The sequence below is a fragment of the Cyanobium usitatum str. Tous genome (assembly GCF_003011885.1).
Lineage (GTDB): Bacteria > Cyanobacteriota > Cyanobacteriia > PCC-6307 > Cyanobiaceae > Cyanobium_A > Cyanobium_A usitatum.
Window position 1 is genome coordinate 109,841 of the sequence record NZ_PXXO01000001.1, and the last position, 18,945, is coordinate 128,785.

The window sequence follows — 18,945 nt, forward strand, 5'->3', positions numbered from 1 at the left end:
AGCTAGGTGAGGGGAGTCTGGCGCCGCTTAGCGGCCCTGGCGCGAGAGAATAATCGTCCCCGCCTTTGGCCTTGGCTCGCCGCTCGTTGCGCCTTTGGTGTTGCTTTACCGGAGCTCTGGCCCTGGGCTGCATGCCGGCTTGGGCTGCCGAGGAGTTGGTGCTGCAACTCGATGGCCTGGCGCTGCCCATCGACCTGGCGGCCCTGGAGTCCTGGACTCGCCAGCCCGAGCAGGCAGGGAATGGCCTGCAAGCGTGGCTCAGGCTGCTGGATTCCCAGAGTCGCCGCGACCTGGTCCGCTTGCTGCAGGCGCCGCTGCTGCGGGATCGCAGCTTTGGGCTGCAGCTGCTCAACAGCTGGACCGGTGAGCAGATGCTTAAAGAAGCCGGCAGCCTGCTGACCACTGGCCCTGCTGACCGCAGCACGGCACCGCTGCTGCTCAGCAGCCTGCGTCAGTTGTTGGAGCGCCAGAGCAGCGTCTCCGCCCTGGAGCTGCTGCGGGCCCTGCCTGTGGCCAGCGTCACCCTGCGCCTCGATGGGGCGCTTCAGCTGGCTGGACAGTGGCGCAGCCAGCTGAAGCGGCAAAACACTGCTCTCCAGCGGTTGCGCCAGCTGCCTCTGCCCCGGCGTAGCTCCAGTCCTTTGGGGTTTACGAGCGCCGTGCGGGGCCAGCCCCAGCGCCTGCAGTTGCAGGTGCCCCATCGGGTGGCGCCCCTGCCTCTGGAGCTATGGCCTGCCCAGCAGGCTCGCCGTGGCCCTTGGCTACTGCTGATGCCGGGCCTGGGCGGCAGCGCCGACCAGCTCAGCTGGTTGGCGGCGGCTCTGGCCGACCGGGGTTGGCCCGTGTTGGTGGTGGTCCATCCCGGCAGCGACCAGCAGGCACTGCAGGCGTCGCTGCTTGGTGATGCCCCACCGCCCGGGGCCGAAACCCTGCCCCAGCGCCTGGCAGATCTGCAGGCCGTGCTTGAGGCCCAGCGGGAGGGTCAGCTGCCTGCTTTGGGTCCGGCGCCTGCGGGGGAGCAGGGAGTGGTGCTGGGGGGGCACTCGCTTGGTGGCCTGGCTGCGCTGATGGGGGCTGGCCTGGTGCCGGAGCGGGGACTGGGTCGCCGTTGTGAGCTGGCCCTGGTGTCCTTGCCGCTCACCAACCTGTCGCGGCTGCTCCAGTGCCAGCTGCCTCGGATCACCGGTGATGGCGACGCCAGCGCAGGCCCCTTGCGGTCCCAGGCCACGCCCTTGCTGGGAGTGGTTGCCTTTAATGGTTTCGGCAGCCTGCTTTGGCCCCACCGCGGCCTGCAAGACCTCAACGTGCCGGTGCTGCTGGTGGGCGGCAGTCTCGATCTGGTGACGCCTCCGGTGCAGGAGCAGCTGGCCGTGTTTGCTGGAGCCACCCATCCCCACAGCCGGCTGGTGCTGGTGGAAGGGGCCAGCCATTTCTCACCGGTGCGTATCGACAACCGGGGCGAAGCGTTGTTTCGACTCGGTGAGGAGCTGGTGGGCATCGAGCCCCTGAAGGTGCAGGCGCTGCTGCTCAACGTCACCAGCGAATTTCTGCAGGGCTTTGAGAATCCATTGCTGCTTTCCCCCCAGCGGCGCGAACAGGACGGCGTCCGGGCCTATGTGCTCGATCGCAACCAGGCTCGCCGCTGGCAGGGGTTGCTGCCGCCGGAGTGAGCTGAAGCTCAGAACTTGATGCGCGGATCGAGCACGGCCACCAGTAGATCCACCAGCACCGTCACCAGCACCACCAGGCCGGCCACCACCACCACGATGCCCTGCACCAGCGGGTAGTCGCGCTGGCCGATCGCTTCCTGCAGCCGGAAGGCGATGCCGGGCCAGGAGTAGGTGACCTCGATTAGCAGCGCTCCGCCGATCAGCGACGCCACGGTGATGCCCGTGATCGTGAGCACCGGCAGCAGGGCATTGGGCAGGGCATGGCGCAGCACCACCCGGGCTTCGCCCAGGCCGCGGCTGCGGGCTGCTTCCACGTAATCGGCGCCGAGGGTGCGGCGCAGATTGAGTCGCAGCGAGTTGGCGAAGATGCCGCTGAGCAATAGGCCCAGGGTGGCGGCTGGCAGCACCAGATGGCGCACACTCCCTAGCAGCAGCTGCCATTCGCCCGTGGCCAGGCCACTGCGCAGGCTGTCGAGCAGGTAGAAGCCGCTGCCCTCGGGCGGCAGCAAGGTGGGCGGGAAGCGCCCCCCCACCGGCAGCCAGCCCAGCCACACCGCAAACACCAACTGCACCACCATTGCGGCCCAGAAGGGCGGTAGGGCATAGGTGCCGATGCCGTAGAGCCGGCCGGCTAGATCGAGCTTCCCTTCCGGGCGGGCAATGCCGGAAAAGCCCACCGCTAGACCCACAACGGCAGCCAGCAGCAGGGCCACCACCCCCAGCTCCAGGGAGGCAGGCAGGCTTTGGCGAATTACTTCCGTCACCGGTTCCTGGTTGGTGAGCGAGGCGCCCAGGTCGCCATGCAGCAATTTGCCCAGGAAGCTGCCGTATTGGTGCAGCAATGGTTGATCCAAGCCCAGCTGGGCCCGCAGCGCAGCGCGGGCGCTTTCGGGAGCGCGGGTGCCGAGCAGGGCGTCGATCGGATCCCCAGGCGCAAGCCGCAGCAGCAGAAAAACCAGGCTGGCGATCAGCCACAACATCAATGGAGCCAGCGCCAGCCGGGCGGCCAGGTAGCGCAAAAGGGCCCGGCGGCGGCTCATGGTTTGGTGCTCCCTTGGGGGGTCTGCTTACGGGTCAATTCCTGTAGCAATAGGCGGCCGGAGCCATCGAAACGGGGCTGGCTGATGCTGGGCTGGGCCCAGGCCCGCGGGGCCACCAGCCACACCGGTAGGTAGGGGTTGGCGGCTGCCGTTTGGCGCTGGATGCTGCGCAACAGGGCGGCGCGGGCGGGGCCGGCTACGGAAGCACTGCGCTCCAGGTCTTGTTGCAGGCCGGGTTTGGCCCAGAAACTGCCACTGGCGGCGCTGGCCCCCTTGAGACAGCGCTCCCCTTGGGCTTCCTCACAGCCCAGCAAGGGCACCAGGTAGTTGTCGGCATCGGGAAAGTCGCCCATCCACTCCAGCAGGATTAGGGGGAAGGACCCTTCCCCCAGCTGGCGGTAGGCGGTGGTGGCCTCCATGCCGGTCACCTCGAGCTCAACGCAATCGCCCAGATCTTGCTGCAGCTGGGCCTGCCAGGTGAGGGCAAACATCCGATCGGCGGGGATGTTGGAGCGGAAGGTGAGCGGCAGGGCCAGGCGCTTGCCCTGGCAGTAACCGGCCTGGCGATAGAGCTGGCGGGCCTTGGCTGGGTTGTAGCTGGGCCAGGCCTGGGGGTCGGAGCCCTTGAGGCTGGGGGGTACCAGCTCGCGCAGGGGCGGCCGCAGGCCCAGGGTTACCCGGCGGCTGATGGTGTTGCGATCGAGGCTGTAGGCCACTGCTTGGCGTAGCCGGGGATCGTTGAGGGGCGGCTGGTCGGTGAGCATGGTGAGGTAGCCGATCTCCAATGCCGGACCGCTGCCCACCTGCAGGCTGCCAGCTGCAGCCTGGCGTTGCAAGGCGGCCTGCTGGTCGATTTCGAGGCTGGTCGAGAGCAGCACATCCACCTCGCCGCTCTGCAGGGCGCCGTAGAGGGCGGTGGAATTACTGAGCGACACCAGGTCGATACCGCCATTGGCGGGTTTGGCCCCCCAATACCCCGCAAACGGCTCTAAGCGTTGCTGCTGGCCTGTGAAGAAGCTGAGCCGGTAGGGCCCGGTGCCCACGAAGCGGTCGTTGAGGAAGCGATCGCGATGGTTTTTGTAGGCGCTGGGGGAGAGGGGCGTCAGGTTGACGGCGCTGAGCAGCTCGGCCAGGGGGCTGAAGGGGCGCTTGAGCGTCAGCTCGATTGTGTAGGGACCCACGGCCCGCGCGGCGCTTACCCGATCGCCCAGCAGGTAGCTGAGCTTGCCGATGGCTAGGAAGCGCTCCAGGCTGAACACCATGGCCGCGGCATTGAACGGCGTGCCGTCGTGAAAGCGCACGCCCTGGCGCAGCTGCACCTGGGCCTTGAGCCCGTCGGCACTCAGCTGGGGCAGCGCCACTGCCAGACGCGGCTCCAGCTGGCCAGCGGCATTGATCGCATAGAGCGGATCGCCGATCGCGCTCAGCAGCTGCATGGCGCCGAAGGTGTAGGCGCCGCCTGGATCAACCGTGTCGATGCGGTTTTTGCTGGCAACTACCAGCCGGTTGGCCGACGCCTCGTGCTTGGGCCGGCAGCCGGAGAGAGTCAGGCCAGCTGCCAGGCCGCTGGTCAGCAGGGCTGCTGCCAGGGTTTGGGTCAGCCGCGGAGCGCGGGGCAAGGGGCGGCCATCAAATCACCGCCATTCAAGACCGATGAGGCCAGGCAGGGCGCACCTGTTGCAGGGAAATTTCAAACACTTCCGATCCCTGGCGCGCCAGGGGCCAGCGGCGCAGCCAGCAGCGGTCGTGGTGGTCGTCGACGCCAATCACTTGGTAGAGCTGCTCATCGCTTTCAAGGTGCACGCAGGCGCCTTGGTGAAGGTTGACTGTGCTCGAGGCCTGGGCACTGGAGCAGGTGGGGCCGGTCATGGGGTTAAGGGCTAACTGATTGGTACTTGCTGGGCAGATGTTGCGGGGGACAGGGTCTAAACACTGTTCGTCTCGCTACAAACATCGGCCTGGGTGTGGGGATCTCGACAGGGCTTGCCTCAGTAGCTGGCCCCTCCAGATCAGACCCCGCTGGGGTCTTAATAATTAATTTCGATTTGTGATCCACTGTGGCCTGCTGCTGGCCCCATTGGCCAGTTGATGGCGATTTGGAGACCTGATGGAGTCAATCAGGCCCGCTGCTAAAGGGTGCGCAGGCAGGCGGCCACGGCCTGAACATCTGTCAGGGCCTCGATTGCGGCTAGGGCCTGGCGGAAGTTGGCTTCGCAAACCTCGTGGGTGATCACCACGATTTCGGCGCCGCCGGCGCTCTGGGTTTCGAACTGCACTATCGATTGAATCGACACCCCCGCTTCGCCAAAGCAGGTGCCGATAGCACCGATCACGCCGGCCCGATCGCTGGTGCGCAGCCGCAAGTAGTTGCGGTGGCTGGTTACGGCACTCTCGACCAGCTGGCAGTCGCGCCAGCTGCCGGCGGCCAGCAGGGGATCGAGGGGCGCCTGAGTGCCCCTACCGCCAGTGGCCTGGCGGATGCCGGCGATGTTGAGAATGTCGGCCACCACCGCCGATGCAGTGGGTCCGGCTCCAGCCCCGGGCCCGTAGAACATCACCTGGCCCACGGGGTCTCCCTCCACCAGGATCGCGTTGTTGACACCGTTCACCCCGGCCAGCGGATGGGCCTTGGGCAGCAGGGTGGGATGGACGCGCACATCGAGGAGCTGTTCGGCTTGCTCGCCAGGCATGGCTTGCTCACTTGGCATCGCCTGGGCCACGGCCAAAAGCTTCACCACATAGCCAAGCTGTTCGGCGTAGGCGATGTCGCGGGCATCGAGCTGGTCGATCCCCTCTGTTGGGATGGCCTCGCGGGGCACCGGACCGCCGTAGGCCAGGCCCGCCAAGATTGCGATCTTGTCGGCCGCATCTCCCCCCTGCACATCAGCGGCGGGGTCGGCTTCGGCGTAGCCAAGGCGCTGGGCGTCAGCTAGCACGTCTGGGTAGGCGGCTCCCTCTGCCGCCATGCGGCTGAGGATGTAGTTGGTGGTGCCGTTGATGATGCCGCTCACCCGCTGGATCCGGTTGGCTCCCAGGGACTGCTTCAGGGGCTCGATGATCGGGATGCCGCCACCTACGGCGGCTTCGATCAGCACGTACACCCCACTGCGGGCGGCGGCGGCGGCGATCTCCTCGCCATAGCGCGCAATTACGGCCTTGTTGGCGGTTACTACCGGTTTGCCGGCCGCAATCGCCCGCAGGATCAGGGAGCGGGCCGGCTCCAGGCCACCCATCACCTCCACCACGATCTCGACCGCCAGGTCGTCGACCACGGCTTCTGGGTCGGTGCTGAGCAGTTCGGCTGCCAATTCCACCGGCCGCGGCCGGTTTAGGTCGCGCACGGCCACCCGCCGCAATTCGAGTTCGCCCACCAGCGGGTGGCGGCCGGCTGGGGTCGCCAGGATGGCTGCCACACCAGCCCCCACCGTGCCGAGCCCGAGCAAGCCGATGCCGATGGTCATTCTTTGGGGGGTATCAATTTGTTGATCCTAGAAATCAACTGGCTTGGCCTAAGGACTGGGCTTGGGCCTGCATCAGCCGCAGGATGTTGAGAAAGCCGTTGGCCCTTGAGGGAGTCAGGCTGGCCTGCAGGCCGGTGGCGGCGATGAAGGCCGGATCGATGGCGGTGGCCTGCTGCGGCGTCAGCCCTTCGAGCCCTTCGATCAGCAGGGCCAGCAGTCCCTTGGTGATGGCTGCGTCGGAGTCACCGTGCCAGTGCAGGGCGCCATCGACTAACTCCGCCACCACAAATACCTGTGAAACGCAGCCCTTCACCTTGAAGGCGTCATTGCGAAATTCCTCGGGCAGGGGCTCGAGCTTTTTGGCCAGCCAAAGTACGTATTCGTAGCGGCGGCGGGGATCGCTGGTGCTGGCGAGGCGCTCCACCATGCGGTCGAGGGCCGGACTGCCACTGGGGGCAATGCTCATCAGCGCCGGCCGCCGCGGCGCCAGCTCAGGGCTCCTCCCAGGGCGCCTGCTGCGGCACTGAGGCCGAGCAGTGCCAGCCCTGTTCGGATTCCTTGCCCTGTTCGGATTCCATGCCCTGGTCGGGAGCTGTTGAAGCCAGTTGAAAGCGCCGGTGCTGCCCCTGGTAGCTCGAGATAGTCGCGGTGGCCTGGGCCGCGGTCTACTTGCAGCTCCCAGGCGGAGGTTGCATTGCTAGGTAGCTGGAAGCGGAGTTGGCCGCTGGCATCGGTGCGACCTACTTCGATCGGTTCACCGTTGGGAGGCACCAGCCGCACCACCGCATCATCGGCGGGTTCCCCGTTGCCGAAACGGCTGTCGAGCACCAGTTGATCGGTGAGGCTGCTCAGGCGCTCCAGGCTGCTTTCAATCGCGTGGCTATGGGCCGGGGCGGCGCTGGCAAGCAGCAGCAGGGCCGGAATTACACGCAGATTCATGGCTGAATCAGGAAGCTTGCCAACGACTATCGCTGCTTTTGCCGGCCTGCACCATCCGCACCATCGAGCTCACCATCATCGAGAGGGCGTCGTGGCTTTGGCCGCGCTCCTGAAGTTCGGCAGCCAAGACCCTTTCTGGGACCGAGGCGTAGCTGCAGGGAGCAGTAAAAGCTTTGAGATCCAAGGCGTGGCCTGTTCTATGAGCTGATCCTGGCAAATAGCTGCTCGGAGTGCGTCCCGTGTAAAGGCATTGTCAAGAAGGGTGCCCTCAAGAAGGGTGCCCGCAAGAAGAGTGCCCGAGGCCGTCTTCATCGATCCAGCCCTGCAGGGGCACATCCCAGGGGTCGCGGGGCAGCTGCTCAACGCGGCAGCCCCGAGGTAGCACCGCCAGGGCCGGCACCTGGGCCCAGGTGGGGTCGGCCCGCAGCCGGTCGTACCAGCCGCCGCCGTAGCCCAGGCGGATTCCTGTGGCATCGCAGGCCAGGGCCGGAATCAACAGCAGGCCCAGCTGCGCCGCGGCCAGCGCGCCCTCGTCAGGCGCTGCGGCTCGTGCCGCTGGGGCGGGGATGCTGCAGCCATCGGGCTCTAGGACGTCGCTGCTCCGCCAGGGGCGGTACACCAGTCGGGCCGCCGGATCGCCGGGGGCGGCGGTGATGGCCGGCAGGGCCAGCTGGTTGGGCAGTAGGGCCTGCAGCGAGCGCAGGTCGACTTCGCCGGCCAGGGGCCAGTAGAGCCCCAGGTGGCGGCCGGGGGGCAGCAGAGCAGGACAGTGCCGCCTGGCCTGGGCCTCGATGGCGGGCTGGGCCTCCGGCAGCAGGGCCAGGCGCCTGGCCCGGAACTGCTGACGCAGGCTCGCTTTGGCGCTCATCGCTGAAACCAGCCGGTGAGGGCCGCGGCGAGGGCGTCGGCGGCGTCATCGGGACGGGGTGGGGTGTCGAGGTTGAGCTCCCGCATCACCGCCTCGAGCACGTCGTCCTTCTGGGCGTGGCCATGGCCGGTGAGGGCCAGCTTGATCTGCATCGGCGGAAACTCAACCACCGGCACCTTGAACCGCGCCAGGGTCATCATCAGCACGCCGCGGGCCTGAACCACCGAGATCGTGGTGCTGGAGCGGTAGAAGAAAAACTTTTCCACCACCGCCAGCTGGGGCTGCCAGGTGCGGATCAGCACCCTCAGGTCGCGGGCGATCTCCACCATCCGCTCCCCTTCGCTGCGTCCAGGATCGGTGCGGATGATGCCGCAGTCGAGCAGGTGCTGGGCGCCGCCGCGGTGCTCCTCCACCTCAATCATCCCGTAGCCGACGCGGGCCAGGCCGGGATCGATGCCGAGGATCCGCATGGTTCAGCGCAGCATCGGCGGCAGGGCCTTGGCTGGAACTGCCCGCAACAATTCGAGCTCCGCCCGTAGCGCCGGATCCTGCCGGAAGGCTCGCCACTGGGGACTGGCGATGATCTGCAGGGCGGCGTCGGCCCCAAGGCGCTGGCCTGCCTCCACATCGGAGGGGTAATGCACGCCGCACAGCACCCGGTTGGCTCCACCCTGGCGGCCTACGTGATGCAGGCGCTCGCGACGCTCGGGAAGTAGGTCAGCGAGCAGCTCGGCTGTGCTGCGGAACCACACGGCGTGCCCAGAGGGAAAGGAGCCGGTGTTCTCCCGTGGCAGACAGGGCTCCAGCCCAGGGTGGGCGATGTAGGGACGGATGCGGCCCTGTTGTTGCTTGATTCCCCGATAGGCGCTGTTCACCGGCGCCATGAACGCGTGAAGGCCGGCGCTGAGCATTGGCGTGGCCTTGCCGAGCTCAGTGCCCACAGCGCTGCTGAAGACATTGAGGTCGCGGTCTAGTAGCAGCCAGGTGGTGGCCACGATCTCCGGGCTTCGGAAGCGCTGCAGCCACTCCAGGATCGCCAGATCAGCGGCTTCCGCGGCGCTGCCGGGCGCTGGAGGGAGGCCAGCGATTGCGGCCAGTCGGCGCTGGTCGAGTTTGAGCTCAGCTGCTGCCGGTTCGGCCTGGGCGGCCAGGCATGTTTGCTGCAGGGCTAGGGCGGCCAGCAGACCAGCTACCCACTGAGATCGCCGCAGGGTGGTGGAACGGTGTGGGGCACAGGTGGACATGGCGGTGATCGTTGTAAAAAATTGGGGGGAGGCAATATCTGAATCTGAGGATCTGAGGATCTGAGGATCTGATGATCTGATGATCTGATGATCTGATGATCTGAGGACTTCAGGGCCGGCGATGGTCAGCTCCGCGGTTGCCGACCAGGCTCCAGGAGTGGTTCACAGCGCTGCTGGCCATCGAGCAGCTGGGCCTGGCTGTAGGTCCGCACCTCGGGTTGCATTAGGGACGGCCGGTAGCGGAGCACAACCAGCTGGTCGAAGTCGTCGTCGGCGATCGGCGCCATCGCTGGCCAGCCCAGGCCTGCGGCGAGCTGGGGCAGGCGACGGTGTTCCCAGAACAGCATCACCCTGCCGCCGGCAACACTTGGATCGGTGAGAATTTGGCGACCTGAGCGGAAAGAATCCTCGCGGGAGGCGAGGTCGATGGCGATGTCTACGCCGGTAGCAACCGCTAGAGGCACGGCCGTCTGGTAACTGCGGGCGTTCTTGCCGGAAATGGGATCGAGATAGAAGCTACGGATCTGGCTGGGGCGCCCAAAACATTGCGGCAGTAGCGAGGCCAGCGCATTAGCGCGCTCGAATCCCTGCGCCGACAGGTTGTAATTGGACCCCCCAGGACCTTTGTGGCCATGCCGCATCAGCACCACCAGCTCGGGCGTGGCCCGAGCGGAGGGGGCCAGTGGCATCAGTCCGAGACAGGCGCTGCAAAGCATCCCCCAGCCGATGCAGTCAGCCGATGAGGCCATGGGGTGCTTCACCCCACCAACGCCAGCTCGAAGGCGCTGCGATCGCTGCTGTCGGAGCGCTCGAACACCTTGCAGAACACCTTCACCACCCGGTCGCCGGAGTCGATCGTTTCCAGCGGGTCTTTGCGCAGGCGATGGCGCAGGCAGCAGGCCATGACGCGAGCCACGTCTTCTTCGCCCACTTCGGTGCGACCCTCGAAGGCGGCCAGGGCCCGGGCGGCTCGGTTGGTGACGATGTCGCCGCGCAGGCCATCCACATCCAGCTCGCCGCACACCGCCGAGATGCGAATGCGTAGGTCGGCGTCGATTGCAACTTGATTCAGCAGCTTCTGCGCCGCAATCACACGGTCCTGCAGGGCGTCCTGGGTGGTTTGTACGGCGTTGTTGAAGCCGTCTGGATCGCTGTCGAAGGCGGTGCGCTGATCCACCACCTGCACCCGCAGCCCTGGATCGCGCACGGTGCGCACCTCCACGCTCATGCCGAAGCGATCGAGCAGCTGGGGCCGCAGCTCCCCCTCCTCGGGGTTGCCGGAGCCGATCAGCACGAAGCGGGCCGGGTGGCGCACGCTCACGCCTTCGCGCTCCACCGTGTTCCAGCCGGAGGCGGCTGAATCCAGCAGCACGTCCACCAGGTGGTCGTCGAGCAGGTTCACCTCATCCACGTAGAGCAGGCCGCGGTTGGCCTTGGCCAGTAGGCCGGGCTCAAAGGCCCGCACGCCTTCACTCAGAGCCTTTTCGATGTCGATCGTGCCGCAGAGGCGATCTTCCGTGGCGCCTAGGGGTAGGTCTACCATCGGCACCTGGCGGGGCTCCACCGGTAGCTCCTCACCCTGCTCGGCGCGGGCACGCACCTCCGTGCTCTGCAGATCTGGGTCGAAGGGGGAGCTGTTGTACGGGTCGCCCGCCACCACATCGATTTCGGGCAGCAGGTCGGCCAGGGCCCGGATGGTGGTCGATTTGCCGGTGCCCCGGTCGCCCATGATCATCACGCCGCCAATGCGCGGATCGATCACGTTGAGCAGCAGGGCCAGCTTCATCTCCTCCTGCCCGACGATCGCGGTGAAGGGGAAGACCCTGCGCTTGCGAGCTGGCGTCACGGACGGCTGGTTGGAGTTGATTCGGATTGTTTCACAGCTGGGTTCATAGCTGGATCTGGAAGCGGCAACAGGCTGAGCACCTGGGGCGGGGTGGCATCGGCCGGATAGATCAGCCGCACCTGCAGCTGGCGGCTGGCCCCTGGAGCCAGGCTGATGGTGCCAAAGGCGGGGCTGGGTTCACCAGCACGCTGCACCAGATGGAAGCTGCGCCGGCCAACGGGCCTGCTGCCCGCGCTGGCGCCATCAAGGCCCGTCACCTCCACCGTGCCGCGGAACATCACCGGCCGGCTGCCACTAGCGATGCCGCCAATGCTTTTGAAGCGCAGGCCACCCATGGCGGCATCGCCTTTGAGCGGCGATTCCAGGGCCAGCTGCAGGGTCACCGGCTTGGGCGTGTCGTTGCGCAAGGGGATGCTGAGGTCGTATTCGACGCCGTAGTTGCCGTGGGCGGCCCAGGCCGTGCCGGGGTAAAAGGCCTGCAGCTCGGCGGTTTGCACCTGGCCGGTGCCCAGGGTGCCGCGCTCCAGGCTGCTGATCGGCCAGGAGATCGGCGCCCGGCTCACGCTCAACCAGTTTTTGCCCGGATCGCTGAGGCGGCTGCGCCAAACGCTGCCCACCTGCACCCCACTCACCCGCGAATACACCATGCCCCCCTTGCTGCCGCGGGGGGTGGGGCTGTGCTCCCGGGGGCTGAGATCCCCCTCCAGCAGGGCGGCCCAGCTGGAGGGGGCCGGCGGCTGATTGCCGCTGCCGAAGGCCGCCAGGGTGGCCAGGCTCACGGGGCCCGAGCTCTCCAGCCGCAGCTGCAGGTTGCGGCCGTTGAGCAGGGGATCGAGGCCCCGCACCGGCAGGGGCAGCACGATCAGGGTGGTGGGAGCGCCTGGGGTCAGGGTCCAGCTGGCGGGCAGCTCGGGGCTGCGCTGGCGGGCCAGCAATTCGGTGGCCACCCGGCTGCCGGGGCCAGCCCACACCGGCGTAGTGCCCTGAACCATCAGGGCTGGCAGGGGCAGGAAGGGGGCGCCGGCCTGGCCGGGATCTACCGCCTGAGAAAGGGCCGTTGAGCCAGCCAGCAGCTTCAGGGTTACGGGGCCGGGGCCGCGGGGAGCGGCCAGCACCGCCAGCCACAGGGTGGAGTCGGGGCTCTCCGGCTTGCCCGCATACACGTGATGGCTGAACAGATCAAAGCGGCCGTTTAGCGCCACATCCAGGTGGGCTGCAGGCACGCCTCGGCCGGCGCCGGGGAAAGTGGAGAGCAGGATCCCGGGCGCGCGAATCAGCTCGGGGTTGTTGTCGTTTACCAGCAGCAGCCGATCCAGACCGCCGCTCAAGGGCGCCACGGTCTGGGGGCGCAGCACGGGGGCGGGCTGGGCCAAGCCGGCGGGGGCAGCCAGGCTGGTTAGCAGCAGCAGGGGCAGCCAGCTGGCATGGAGCAGGCGAGGACGGTTCATTTGCGGCCTACCAGGGTTTTTGATACTTCAGCTGCCATGGCGCGGATCAGATCGGTGGAGCGGGGGTCATTGAACGGACCTTTAACCATGAAGGCCGCCACGGCGCGCTGGCCGTTGGGGAGCTGGATCAGGGCCGCATCGGCGTAGGCAATGCCGATATCACCGGTTTTGTTGTAGACGGTGATGCCGAAACTGAGCAGCTCGCTGTCGGGGTCGGCGGCATCTTTACCAAGTCCCTGGAGTAAGCCCAGGGGAATCAGGGTGTTGGTGCGGGAGCTGCCCATGATTTCCCTAAACAGGTCCCGAGCCCGGGGACTCAGGCTTTCGCCGATATCCACCATGGCGATCGACTTGGCCAGGTCGCGGCTGCTGGTGGTGTTGGTGCCTTCGAGATCGGGCAGCCAGTTGTTGACTGCCGTTGAAGGCAGGCCCATGGCGGTGAAACGCTCATTGAGCGTCGTTTTGCCGCCTAGACGCTTGATCAGCAGGTTGGTGGCGCTGTTGTCGCTCACCCGGATCATTTCGGTGGCCGCTTCAAAAAACGGGAAGCGGGTGCCCACCGGTTTGTTGGCCATCCAGCCGGCTCCGCCGCCCATCACCTCTTTGGTGAGGGGCAGGGGCTCGTTCCAGCGCAACTTGCCGTTGTCGAGGTCTTCCAGGCCTGCCAGCAGGATCGGCGTTTTGATTGAGCTGGCGGCCGGCAGGGGTAGGTCGGGCTGCAGCTGGGCAAAGCGGCCGTCGTCGAGCACCAGCAGGAAGGCGCTGGCGGTGAGGCCTTTCTGGGCTGCTGCCAGCTCGCTCCAGCGCTTGCTCACCGCTGCCAGCTCCGTGCGGGCTTCGAACTGCCCCGGATCGAGGCCCTTGCTATTGCGGGCTGCGCCGAGGTCGAGGCTGGGGGCCTTGCTGGCGCCTTGGGCCAGGCGGGGGGCCAGCAGCTTGAGGCTGGTGCCGGTGACCACGCCCAGACCAATTCCCATCACCACCAGGCGCAACACCAACCGAAAGGGGCCTCCCCAGCGGTTCTTGGGGCTACGGGGCTGACGGCCAGTGGTCACGGGCCACTCCAACGAAGTGACCTGAAGTTAAGGGGTCTGGCCAGGGTTGCTCCCGCGCTCACTGGCCCAGCGCAGCTGGCGCACCATGCCGCGCACCAGGGCCACCTCTTCAGTGGAGATTTGGGCCCGCTGTAGCAGCCCCCGCAGCTTGGCCATGCGGGCGTGGGCAGTGTGGGGATGGAGGAAACCCACGTCGAGCAGCAGGGCCTCGGCATCGCCGAGCATCGCTTCGAGGGCCTGGCGGTCGCTTGGCTCCGGCAGGGCGCCAACCTCAGGGCTGCTGCCCAGGCTGCTTTCTAAGCAATGCCAGCTATGCAGCACTAGGGCTGCAGCGTGGGAGAGGTTGAGGGAGGCATAGGCGTCGCCGCTGCCCAGGGTGAGCAGCTGGCCAGCCTGGAGCAGCTCGTCGTTGCTGAGGCCCCGATCCTCCCGGCCGAACACCAGGGCGCAGGGCCCCCTGGCCTGGGCCAGCCAGAGCAGGGCCGGCTCCGGTGCTTGCAGGGGTAGGGGCTCGCCGGAGCGCCGGCCGCTGGTGGCCACCACCCGGCAGCAGTCGGCCAGGGCGGCGCTGAGACTGGGGAACAGGCGGGCCTGCTCCAGCAGCCGGCCGCCATGTACGGCCATGCGCCGGGCCTCCTCGCCGAGGTGGTCGCAGCGAGGGGCCACTAGGCGCAGCTCACCTACGTCGAAGTTGGCGCAGAGGCGAGCAACGCTGCCGACGTTGAGCGGCCCGGAGGGTTCCACCAGCACTACGGCCAGCTGGGCGGCGCCGCTCACACAAGACCGTTCAGATAGGCCAGCAGGTCCGCCATGGCCTGGGGTTCCGGTTGGAAGCGGGGCATCGGCGGCGTGCGGCCACTCACCACCTGCTGGATCAACTGGCGGGAGCTCTTGCGGGCGGCGACCCCGTGGAGATTGGGGCCCACCAGCCCTTGGGCGGCGATGCCGTGGCAGCCGGCGCAATTGAGCCGAAACAGCCGGCCGCCCTTCTCGCTGGAGCCGCTGAGCTCAAGGGTCTGACGGCTATAGGGATCGGCCTGGGCTGCAGGCAGCACCAGCAACACCGCCACGATGCAGGCCGCGGCCGCCATGCCCACCAGGGCAGCGATCAGGCCGCGGCGCCCTTTTGCGGCATCTGGGTTTAGGGGTTGGCCGGTCACAGTTGGTGCGGGGCGCTCGCGATAAGGGGGATGGGCGTGGAACAATTGTGCCTTGAACGCCTTGTCAGTGCTCCCATGATCGAACCCCTGCTCTGCGGCATCGTGCTCGGTCTGATCCCCGTGACCCTGGCTGGTTTGTTTGTAGCCGCCTGGAACCAGTATCGCCGTGGCACCCTGCTCGACTGAGCTTCAGTCGACACTTCGATCGGTGCTGCAGTGGACTTGGTCCAGTAGCAGCAAGCTGGTGCTGCCGTAGCGCCGTTCATCGAGCTTGCTCCACCCGGCTGGAATCGCTGGCAGCTTGGAGCTGGCGCATTCCCAGATCAAGGTGCCGCCTGGCTTGAGCCAGCCTCCTGCCAGTACAGCACTGGCTATCTGGGCATAAAGGTCTGCGGCGTAGGGGGGGTCGGCATAGATCAAATCAAAGGCTGCATGTTGATTTGGCTCCGCAAGCCAACGCCCCACCTCGCGGCAGTGCACCGCCCAGGCGGTCGCTTGGCGGCCGGCGTCACCCAGCCCCTGATGCACCGCTTCGAGATTGGTGCGGGTCACGGCGGCGATGCGGCGGTCTTGCTCGATTGCCACAACTCGGTTAGCACCCCGATGCAGGGCTTCGCAGGCCATAGCGCCGCTGCCGCTGCATAGATCCAGCCAGGCGCAGCCGGGCAGCTCGGCTGCCAGCAGGTTCATTACCGCCAGCCGCACCCGGGAGCTGGTGGGGCGGGCGATGCTGCCCGGCGGACTCTGTAGCCGCCGGCCCCCGCTAATCCGCAGGCTCATAAGGCAGCGAGCCAGGCCAGCCAGCGGCGCAGGATTGCTTCGCCGTGGGGGCCTGATTTTTCCGGGTGAAACTGGCAGGCGCCAATGGCGCCCTGCCAGACAGCGGCGGTGACAGCGGTGTCGGCGAAGCGCACCAGGGCGGTGCTGCAGGCCGGATCACTGGGCTCGGCGGCGTAGGAGTGCACGAAATACACCCAGCTCTCCGGGCTGCCGGCCGGTAGCAGGGGACTGGGGTTTGCTGGCACCAGGGGCTCCCAGCCCATGTGCGGAATCGGGTGGCCAGGCCGGCGGGGCAGGGCCCGCACCCGCCCCTTAAGCAGGCCCAGGCCTTCGGCTTCGCCCTCGTCACTGGCCTCAAACAGCAGCTGCAGCCCCAGGCAAATGCCCAGCAGGGGCCGGCCGGCATCGCACCAGGTCGTGATCGCCTCTGCCAGACCACCCTGGCGCAGGCGCTCCATCGCCGGATCAAAGGCTCCGACCCCTGGCAGCACCAGGGCCTTGCAGCCCTCCATTTCGGCGCCGCATTGAACGGTCTGGACCGTTGCGCCAAGCCGTTCGAAAGCCCGCTGCACAGAGTGCAGATTGCCCATGCCGTAATCGATCAAGCCGAGGCGACTCATGGGGCCGAAGAACTTGGTTGGCGGCGGCCGGGCTCCGTAAGCAGCTGCTCTGGAGGCACCTCTAGCCCGTTGAGTGTGTCGAGCAGCTGGTAGAGCCGGCCGATGCGGCGGCGATTGAAGTGGAAATTCAGGCAGGGGCGCAGCAGGCCGGCATCGTCGACGGTCTCGCTCGCCTGGATAACACCCTCATCCACCAGATCATCGAACTGCAGGTTGAGGGCAGATAGCTGAACTGGCTGCAGGGCGCAGTTGAGCAGCAGCTCGATGCGGTTGTCGCCCAGCCTGGCGGAGTGAAAAAGGCGATAGAAGCGGCTGATGTGGGCCACTGCCTCCTCGGCACTGTGGGCCTCCCTCAATATGTCGCCGTCTTCGGGGGAGATCAGGCCGCTGGCGGCCAACCCCTGGCTGACATCGCGCTGCCAGCCGCTCCAGAAGGGGTTGCCGGGGGGAGCAAGCAGCACCAGGGGAATCGGTGGGGTGCGGCCGGTTTGGATCAAGGTGAGCGATTCGAATAGCTCGTCGAGGGTGCCGAAGCCGCCTGGCATCACCACCAGGGCATCGCTCTCACGCAAAAAGAAAAGTTTGCGGGTGAAGAAATAGCGGAAGTGGAGCAGCCGGCCATCGCAGCTGCTCACAAAGCGGTTGGCGTGCTGCTCAAACGGCAGGTCCACGTTGAGGCCGATGCTGGCCTCACAGCCGGCACCGCTGTTGGCGGCCTCCATAATGCCGCCGCCGGCGCCGGTCATTACGTCAAATCCAGCGGCCACCGCATAGCGGGCCAGCTCTTCGGCCAACGCGTAGCTGGGGTCGCTTTGCACCGTACGAGCTGAACCGAAGACGGTGATCTTGCGGGTGTTGCGGCGGGGACGAAAGACCTCAAGGGCCTCACTGATGTCGGCTAGGGCGCCACTGATAAGCCGCCATTCATCCAGGCCACGCTCGTGGCGACCCACCTGCAGCAGGGAAACCAGGGAGCGCTCGATCAGATGCCGCTGGGGGTGGTTTTCGAGCTCATGGGCCAGAACCTGCAAAGGGCTCTGGCCGAAATGGGATGGGTCGCTCAGGACTAGATGCTCAACTGCGCTCAGAGGTACTTGGAAATTGTGGACGACAGGGTTGTTTTAGGCACGGCACCAACCACCGTGTCGACCTTCTGGCCCCCCTTGAAGATCATCAGGGTGGGGATGCTGCGGATGCCGTACTGGCTGGCGACGTTGGGATTTTCGTCGGTGTTTAGCTTGAACACTTTGATCTTGCCTTCGAATTCGGTGGCGATTTCGTCGACGATTGGCGCCACCATGCGGCAAGGGCCGCACCAGGGGGCCCAGAAGTCGATCAGCACGGGCAAATCACTTTTGAGCACGTCTTGCTCAAAGGAGGCATCAGTGACAGCAGCGGCGCTGGACATCCTTGCAGGATCAGGGTTTGGCGAATCTAGCAAGGTTGTTTAAGGCCTACCCACGACCGTTGCAGGTCGTGATCCGGTGAGCCTGGGAGGGAGAAGACAAAAGGCCCGGACGCGCCGGGCTGGAGGGTGTGAGGAGTGTGAGAGCCGAAGCTCGCACCTACTGAGGCTAACGCTGCAGTCTGTCCCGCCTGTAGAAACAACCGCCCTTGCTTATTTGCCCATGCCTAGCTGCTGGGCTTTTTGGTAGACCTTGCCTTCAGTGAGCAGGGAGGGGGCGACCACCACCTCCACTTTCTGCATGTCTTTGATGGTGCGGGCGCCGAGGGTGCCCATCGAGGTGCGAATGCAGCCCAGCAGGTTCTGGGTGCCGTCATCGAGACCGGCCGGACCCCGCAGAATTTTTTCCAGGCTGCCGGTGGTGCCAACTTTGATGCGGGTGCCGCGGGGCAGCACCGGGCTAGGGGTGGCCATACCCCAGTGGAAGCCCCGGCCGGGGGCCTCGCTGGCGCGGGCAATGGGGGAGCCGATCATCACGGCGTCGGCGCCGCAGGCCAGGCACTTGCAGATGTCACCGCCGTTGACGATGCCGCCATCGGCCACGATCGGCACGTAGCGGCCGCTCTCGGTGAAATATTCGTCGCGGGCGGCGGCACAGTCGGAAACTGAGGTGGCTTGGGGAATGCCTATACCCAGCACACCGCGGCTGGTGCAGGCAGCACCTGGGCCGATGCCCACCATCACGCCGGCGGCGCCGGCCCGCATCAACTTCAGTGCCACCTCATAGGTGACGCAATTGCCAATGATCACGGGCACCCCGAAGGTGCGGCAAAGGTGCTCAAGATCGAGGCTCTCCTGGCCCTCAGGGCCGATGTGCTCGGTGCTGACCACCGTTGCCTGCACGAAGAAAAGGTCGGCGCCGGCTTCGGCGATGGCCTTGCCGAATCGCAGGGCGGCCACTGGAGTGGCGCTCACCGCCGCGATGCCGCCCTGCTGCTTGATCTCGGCAATCCGCTGACGGATCAGGTCTTCCCGCACCGGCTGGCTGTAGAGCTCCTGCATCAGGGGCACGAAGTCCTCCTTGCCCACCGCTGCGATGCGGTCGAGGATGGGATTGGGGTCGTCGTAGCGGCACTGGACGCCCTCCAGGTTCAAAACGCCTAGGGCTCCCTGTTTGCTCAGTTCCACCGCCATGGCCACATCGACCACCCCGTCCATGGCACTGGCGATGATCGGAATCTCGCGACTGATGCCGCCGAGGCTCCAACTGCTGTCCGTGATAGCTGGATCAACCGTGCGGCCACCCGGCACCAGGGCGATCTCGTCGATGCCGTAGGCACGACGCACAGTGCGGAAGCGACCGAGCTGAATGTCCACCTGGAGCCAACTAATTCGGGACAAGCTATCAA

General features: G+C 66.6%; 23 protein-coding genes. 2 read left to right on the forward strand and 21 right to left on the reverse strand.

Going from position 1 to position 18,945, the window contains the following annotated elements; translation table 11 throughout:
• Window positions 1-71 precede the first annotated feature (71 nt).
• Window positions 72-1,670, forward strand: a complete 1,599-nt coding sequence (locus tag C7K55_RS00620; RefSeq protein ID WP_241518068.1) for an alpha/beta hydrolase — start codon at window positions 72-74, stop codon at window positions 1,668-1,670.
• Window positions 1,671-1,678: 8 nt separating this feature from the next.
• On the opposite strand, the gene C7K55_RS00625 is transcribed toward C7K55_RS00620, so the two are convergent.
• The 16 genes from C7K55_RS00625 to C7K55_RS00695 all read right to left on the reverse strand — a co-directional run bounded on the left by C7K55_RS00625 (window position 1,679) and on the right by C7K55_RS00695 (window position 14,662).
• A complete protein-coding gene (locus C7K55_RS00625; RefSeq protein ID WP_106501472.1) occupies window positions 1,679-2,710 on the reverse strand; it encodes an ABC transporter permease in 1,032 nt (343 codons plus the stop codon).
• Window positions 2,707-4,329 (reverse strand): ABC transporter substrate-binding protein, encoded by a 1,623-nt coding sequence (locus C7K55_RS00630; protein WP_241518069.1) that lies wholly within the window; start codon window positions 4,327-4,329, stop codon window positions 2,707-2,709. The genes C7K55_RS00625 and C7K55_RS00630 overlap by 4 nt, the downstream gene beginning before the upstream one ends.
• A 25-nt stretch (window positions 4,330-4,354) precedes the next feature.
• Window positions 4,355-4,579, reverse strand: coding sequence for a hypothetical protein (locus C7K55_RS00635; RefSeq protein ID WP_106501473.1), 225 nt, complete (start codon window positions 4,577-4,579; stop codon window positions 4,355-4,357).
• 260 nt (window positions 4,580-4,839) lie between these two features.
• A complete protein-coding gene (locus C7K55_RS00640; protein ID WP_106501474.1) occupies window positions 4,840-6,171 on the reverse strand; it encodes a homoserine dehydrogenase in 1,332 nt (443 codons plus the stop codon).
• 34 nt (window positions 6,172-6,205) lie between these two features.
• Complete coding sequence (locus C7K55_RS00645; RefSeq protein ID WP_106501475.1) at window positions 6,206-6,637, reverse strand: SufE family protein; 432 nt, start codon at window positions 6,635-6,637, stop codon at window positions 6,206-6,208.
• On the reverse strand, window positions 6,637-7,110 hold the full coding sequence (locus tag C7K55_RS00650) for a hypothetical protein (protein WP_106501476.1): 474 nt from the start codon (window positions 7,108-7,110) through the stop codon (window positions 6,637-6,639). The genes C7K55_RS00645 and C7K55_RS00650 overlap by 1 nt, the downstream gene beginning before the upstream one ends.
• A gap of 7 nt (window positions 7,111-7,117) precedes the next feature.
• Window positions 7,118-7,294 (reverse strand): hypothetical protein, encoded by a 177-nt coding sequence (locus C7K55_RS13660; protein WP_193486089.1) that lies wholly within the window; start codon window positions 7,292-7,294, stop codon window positions 7,118-7,120.
• An 84-nt stretch (window positions 7,295-7,378) separates the two neighbouring features.
• Window positions 7,379-7,978 (reverse strand): 5-formyltetrahydrofolate cyclo-ligase, encoded by a 600-nt coding sequence (locus C7K55_RS00655; RefSeq protein ID WP_106501477.1) that lies wholly within the window; start codon window positions 7,976-7,978, stop codon window positions 7,379-7,381.
• Window positions 7,975-8,448, reverse strand: a complete 474-nt coding sequence (gene ruvC, locus C7K55_RS00660) for a crossover junction endodeoxyribonuclease RuvC (RefSeq protein WP_106501478.1) — start codon at window positions 8,446-8,448, stop codon at window positions 7,975-7,977. The genes C7K55_RS00655 and ruvC overlap by 4 nt, the downstream gene beginning before the upstream one ends.
• Window positions 8,449-8,451: 3 nt before the next feature.
• Complete coding sequence (locus C7K55_RS00665; RefSeq protein ID WP_106501479.1) at window positions 8,452-9,222, reverse strand: phosphatase PAP2 family protein; 771 nt, start codon at window positions 9,220-9,222, stop codon at window positions 8,452-8,454.
• A 125-nt stretch (window positions 9,223-9,347) separates the two neighbouring features.
• Window positions 9,348-9,971, reverse strand: coding sequence for a histidine phosphatase family protein (locus C7K55_RS00670; RefSeq protein WP_106501480.1), 624 nt, complete (start codon window positions 9,969-9,971; stop codon window positions 9,348-9,350).
• 8 nt (window positions 9,972-9,979) lie between these two features.
• Window positions 9,980-11,068, reverse strand: a complete 1,089-nt coding sequence (gene bchI / locus C7K55_RS00675; protein WP_106501481.1) for a magnesium chelatase ATPase subunit I — start codon at window positions 11,066-11,068, stop codon at window positions 9,980-9,982.
• Complete coding sequence (locus C7K55_RS00680) at window positions 11,065-12,516, reverse strand: DUF3370 domain-containing protein (protein ID WP_106501482.1); 1,452 nt, start codon at window positions 12,514-12,516, stop codon at window positions 11,065-11,067. The genes bchI and C7K55_RS00680 overlap by 4 nt, the downstream gene beginning before the upstream one ends.
• The gene (locus C7K55_RS00685; protein ID WP_106501702.1) at window positions 12,513-13,493 is read right to left on the reverse strand and encodes a serine hydrolase; all 981 of its coding nucleotides are present in this window, start codon (window positions 13,491-13,493) and stop codon (window positions 12,513-12,515) included. The genes C7K55_RS00680 and C7K55_RS00685 overlap by 4 nt, the downstream gene beginning before the upstream one ends.
• 105 nt (window positions 13,494-13,598) lie before the next feature.
• The gene (locus C7K55_RS00690; protein ID WP_241518070.1) at window positions 13,599-14,348 is read right to left on the reverse strand and encodes an RNA methyltransferase; all 750 of its coding nucleotides are present in this window, start codon (window positions 14,346-14,348) and stop codon (window positions 13,599-13,601) included.
• A complete protein-coding gene (locus tag C7K55_RS00695) occupies window positions 14,345-14,662 on the reverse strand; it encodes a c-type cytochrome (RefSeq protein WP_106501704.1) in 318 nt (105 codons plus the stop codon). Before C7K55_RS00695 ends, C7K55_RS00690 begins: the two co-directional genes overlap by 4 nt.
• Window positions 14,663-14,806: 144 nt before the next feature.
• Between C7K55_RS00695 and petG the strand changes: the two genes are divergently transcribed.
• Window positions 14,807-14,917: a cytochrome b6-f complex subunit V gene (petG, locus tag C7K55_RS00700; RefSeq protein ID WP_094559756.1), complete on the forward strand. Its 111-nt coding sequence runs from the start codon at window positions 14,807-14,809 to the stop codon at window positions 14,915-14,917.
• A gap of 3 nt (window positions 14,918-14,920) precedes the next feature.
• Here the strand turns inward: petG and rsmD are convergent, their stop codons facing one another.
• From rsmD to C7K55_RS00725, 5 genes are all read right to left on the reverse strand, one after another.
• Window positions 14,921-15,511 carry a 16S rRNA (guanine(966)-N(2))-methyltransferase RsmD gene (rsmD, locus tag C7K55_RS00705; RefSeq protein ID WP_106501483.1) on the reverse strand — a complete coding sequence of 197 codons (591 nt, stop codon included), beginning with the start codon at window positions 15,509-15,511 and terminating at the stop codon, window positions 14,921-14,923.
• Window positions 15,508-16,131, reverse strand: a complete 624-nt coding sequence (hisH, locus tag C7K55_RS00710; RefSeq protein WP_106501484.1) for an imidazole glycerol phosphate synthase subunit HisH — start codon at window positions 16,129-16,131, stop codon at window positions 15,508-15,510. The genes rsmD and hisH overlap by 4 nt, the downstream gene beginning before the upstream one ends.
• Window positions 16,128-17,162 (reverse strand): LOG family protein, encoded by a 1,035-nt coding sequence (locus C7K55_RS00715; protein WP_241518071.1) that lies wholly within the window; start codon window positions 17,160-17,162, stop codon window positions 16,128-16,130. The genes hisH and C7K55_RS00715 overlap by 4 nt, the downstream gene beginning before the upstream one ends.
• 53 nt (window positions 17,163-17,215) lie before the next feature.
• Window positions 17,216-17,539, reverse strand: a complete 324-nt coding sequence (gene trxA / locus C7K55_RS00720) for a thioredoxin (RefSeq protein ID WP_106501486.1) — start codon at window positions 17,537-17,539, stop codon at window positions 17,216-17,218.
• Window positions 17,540-17,749: 210 nt separating this feature from the next.
• On the reverse strand, window positions 17,750-18,913 hold the full coding sequence (locus tag C7K55_RS00725; protein ID WP_106501487.1) for a GuaB3 family IMP dehydrogenase-related protein: 1,164 nt from the start codon (window positions 18,911-18,913) through the stop codon (window positions 17,750-17,752).
• Window positions 18,914-18,945 lie beyond the last annotated feature (32 nt).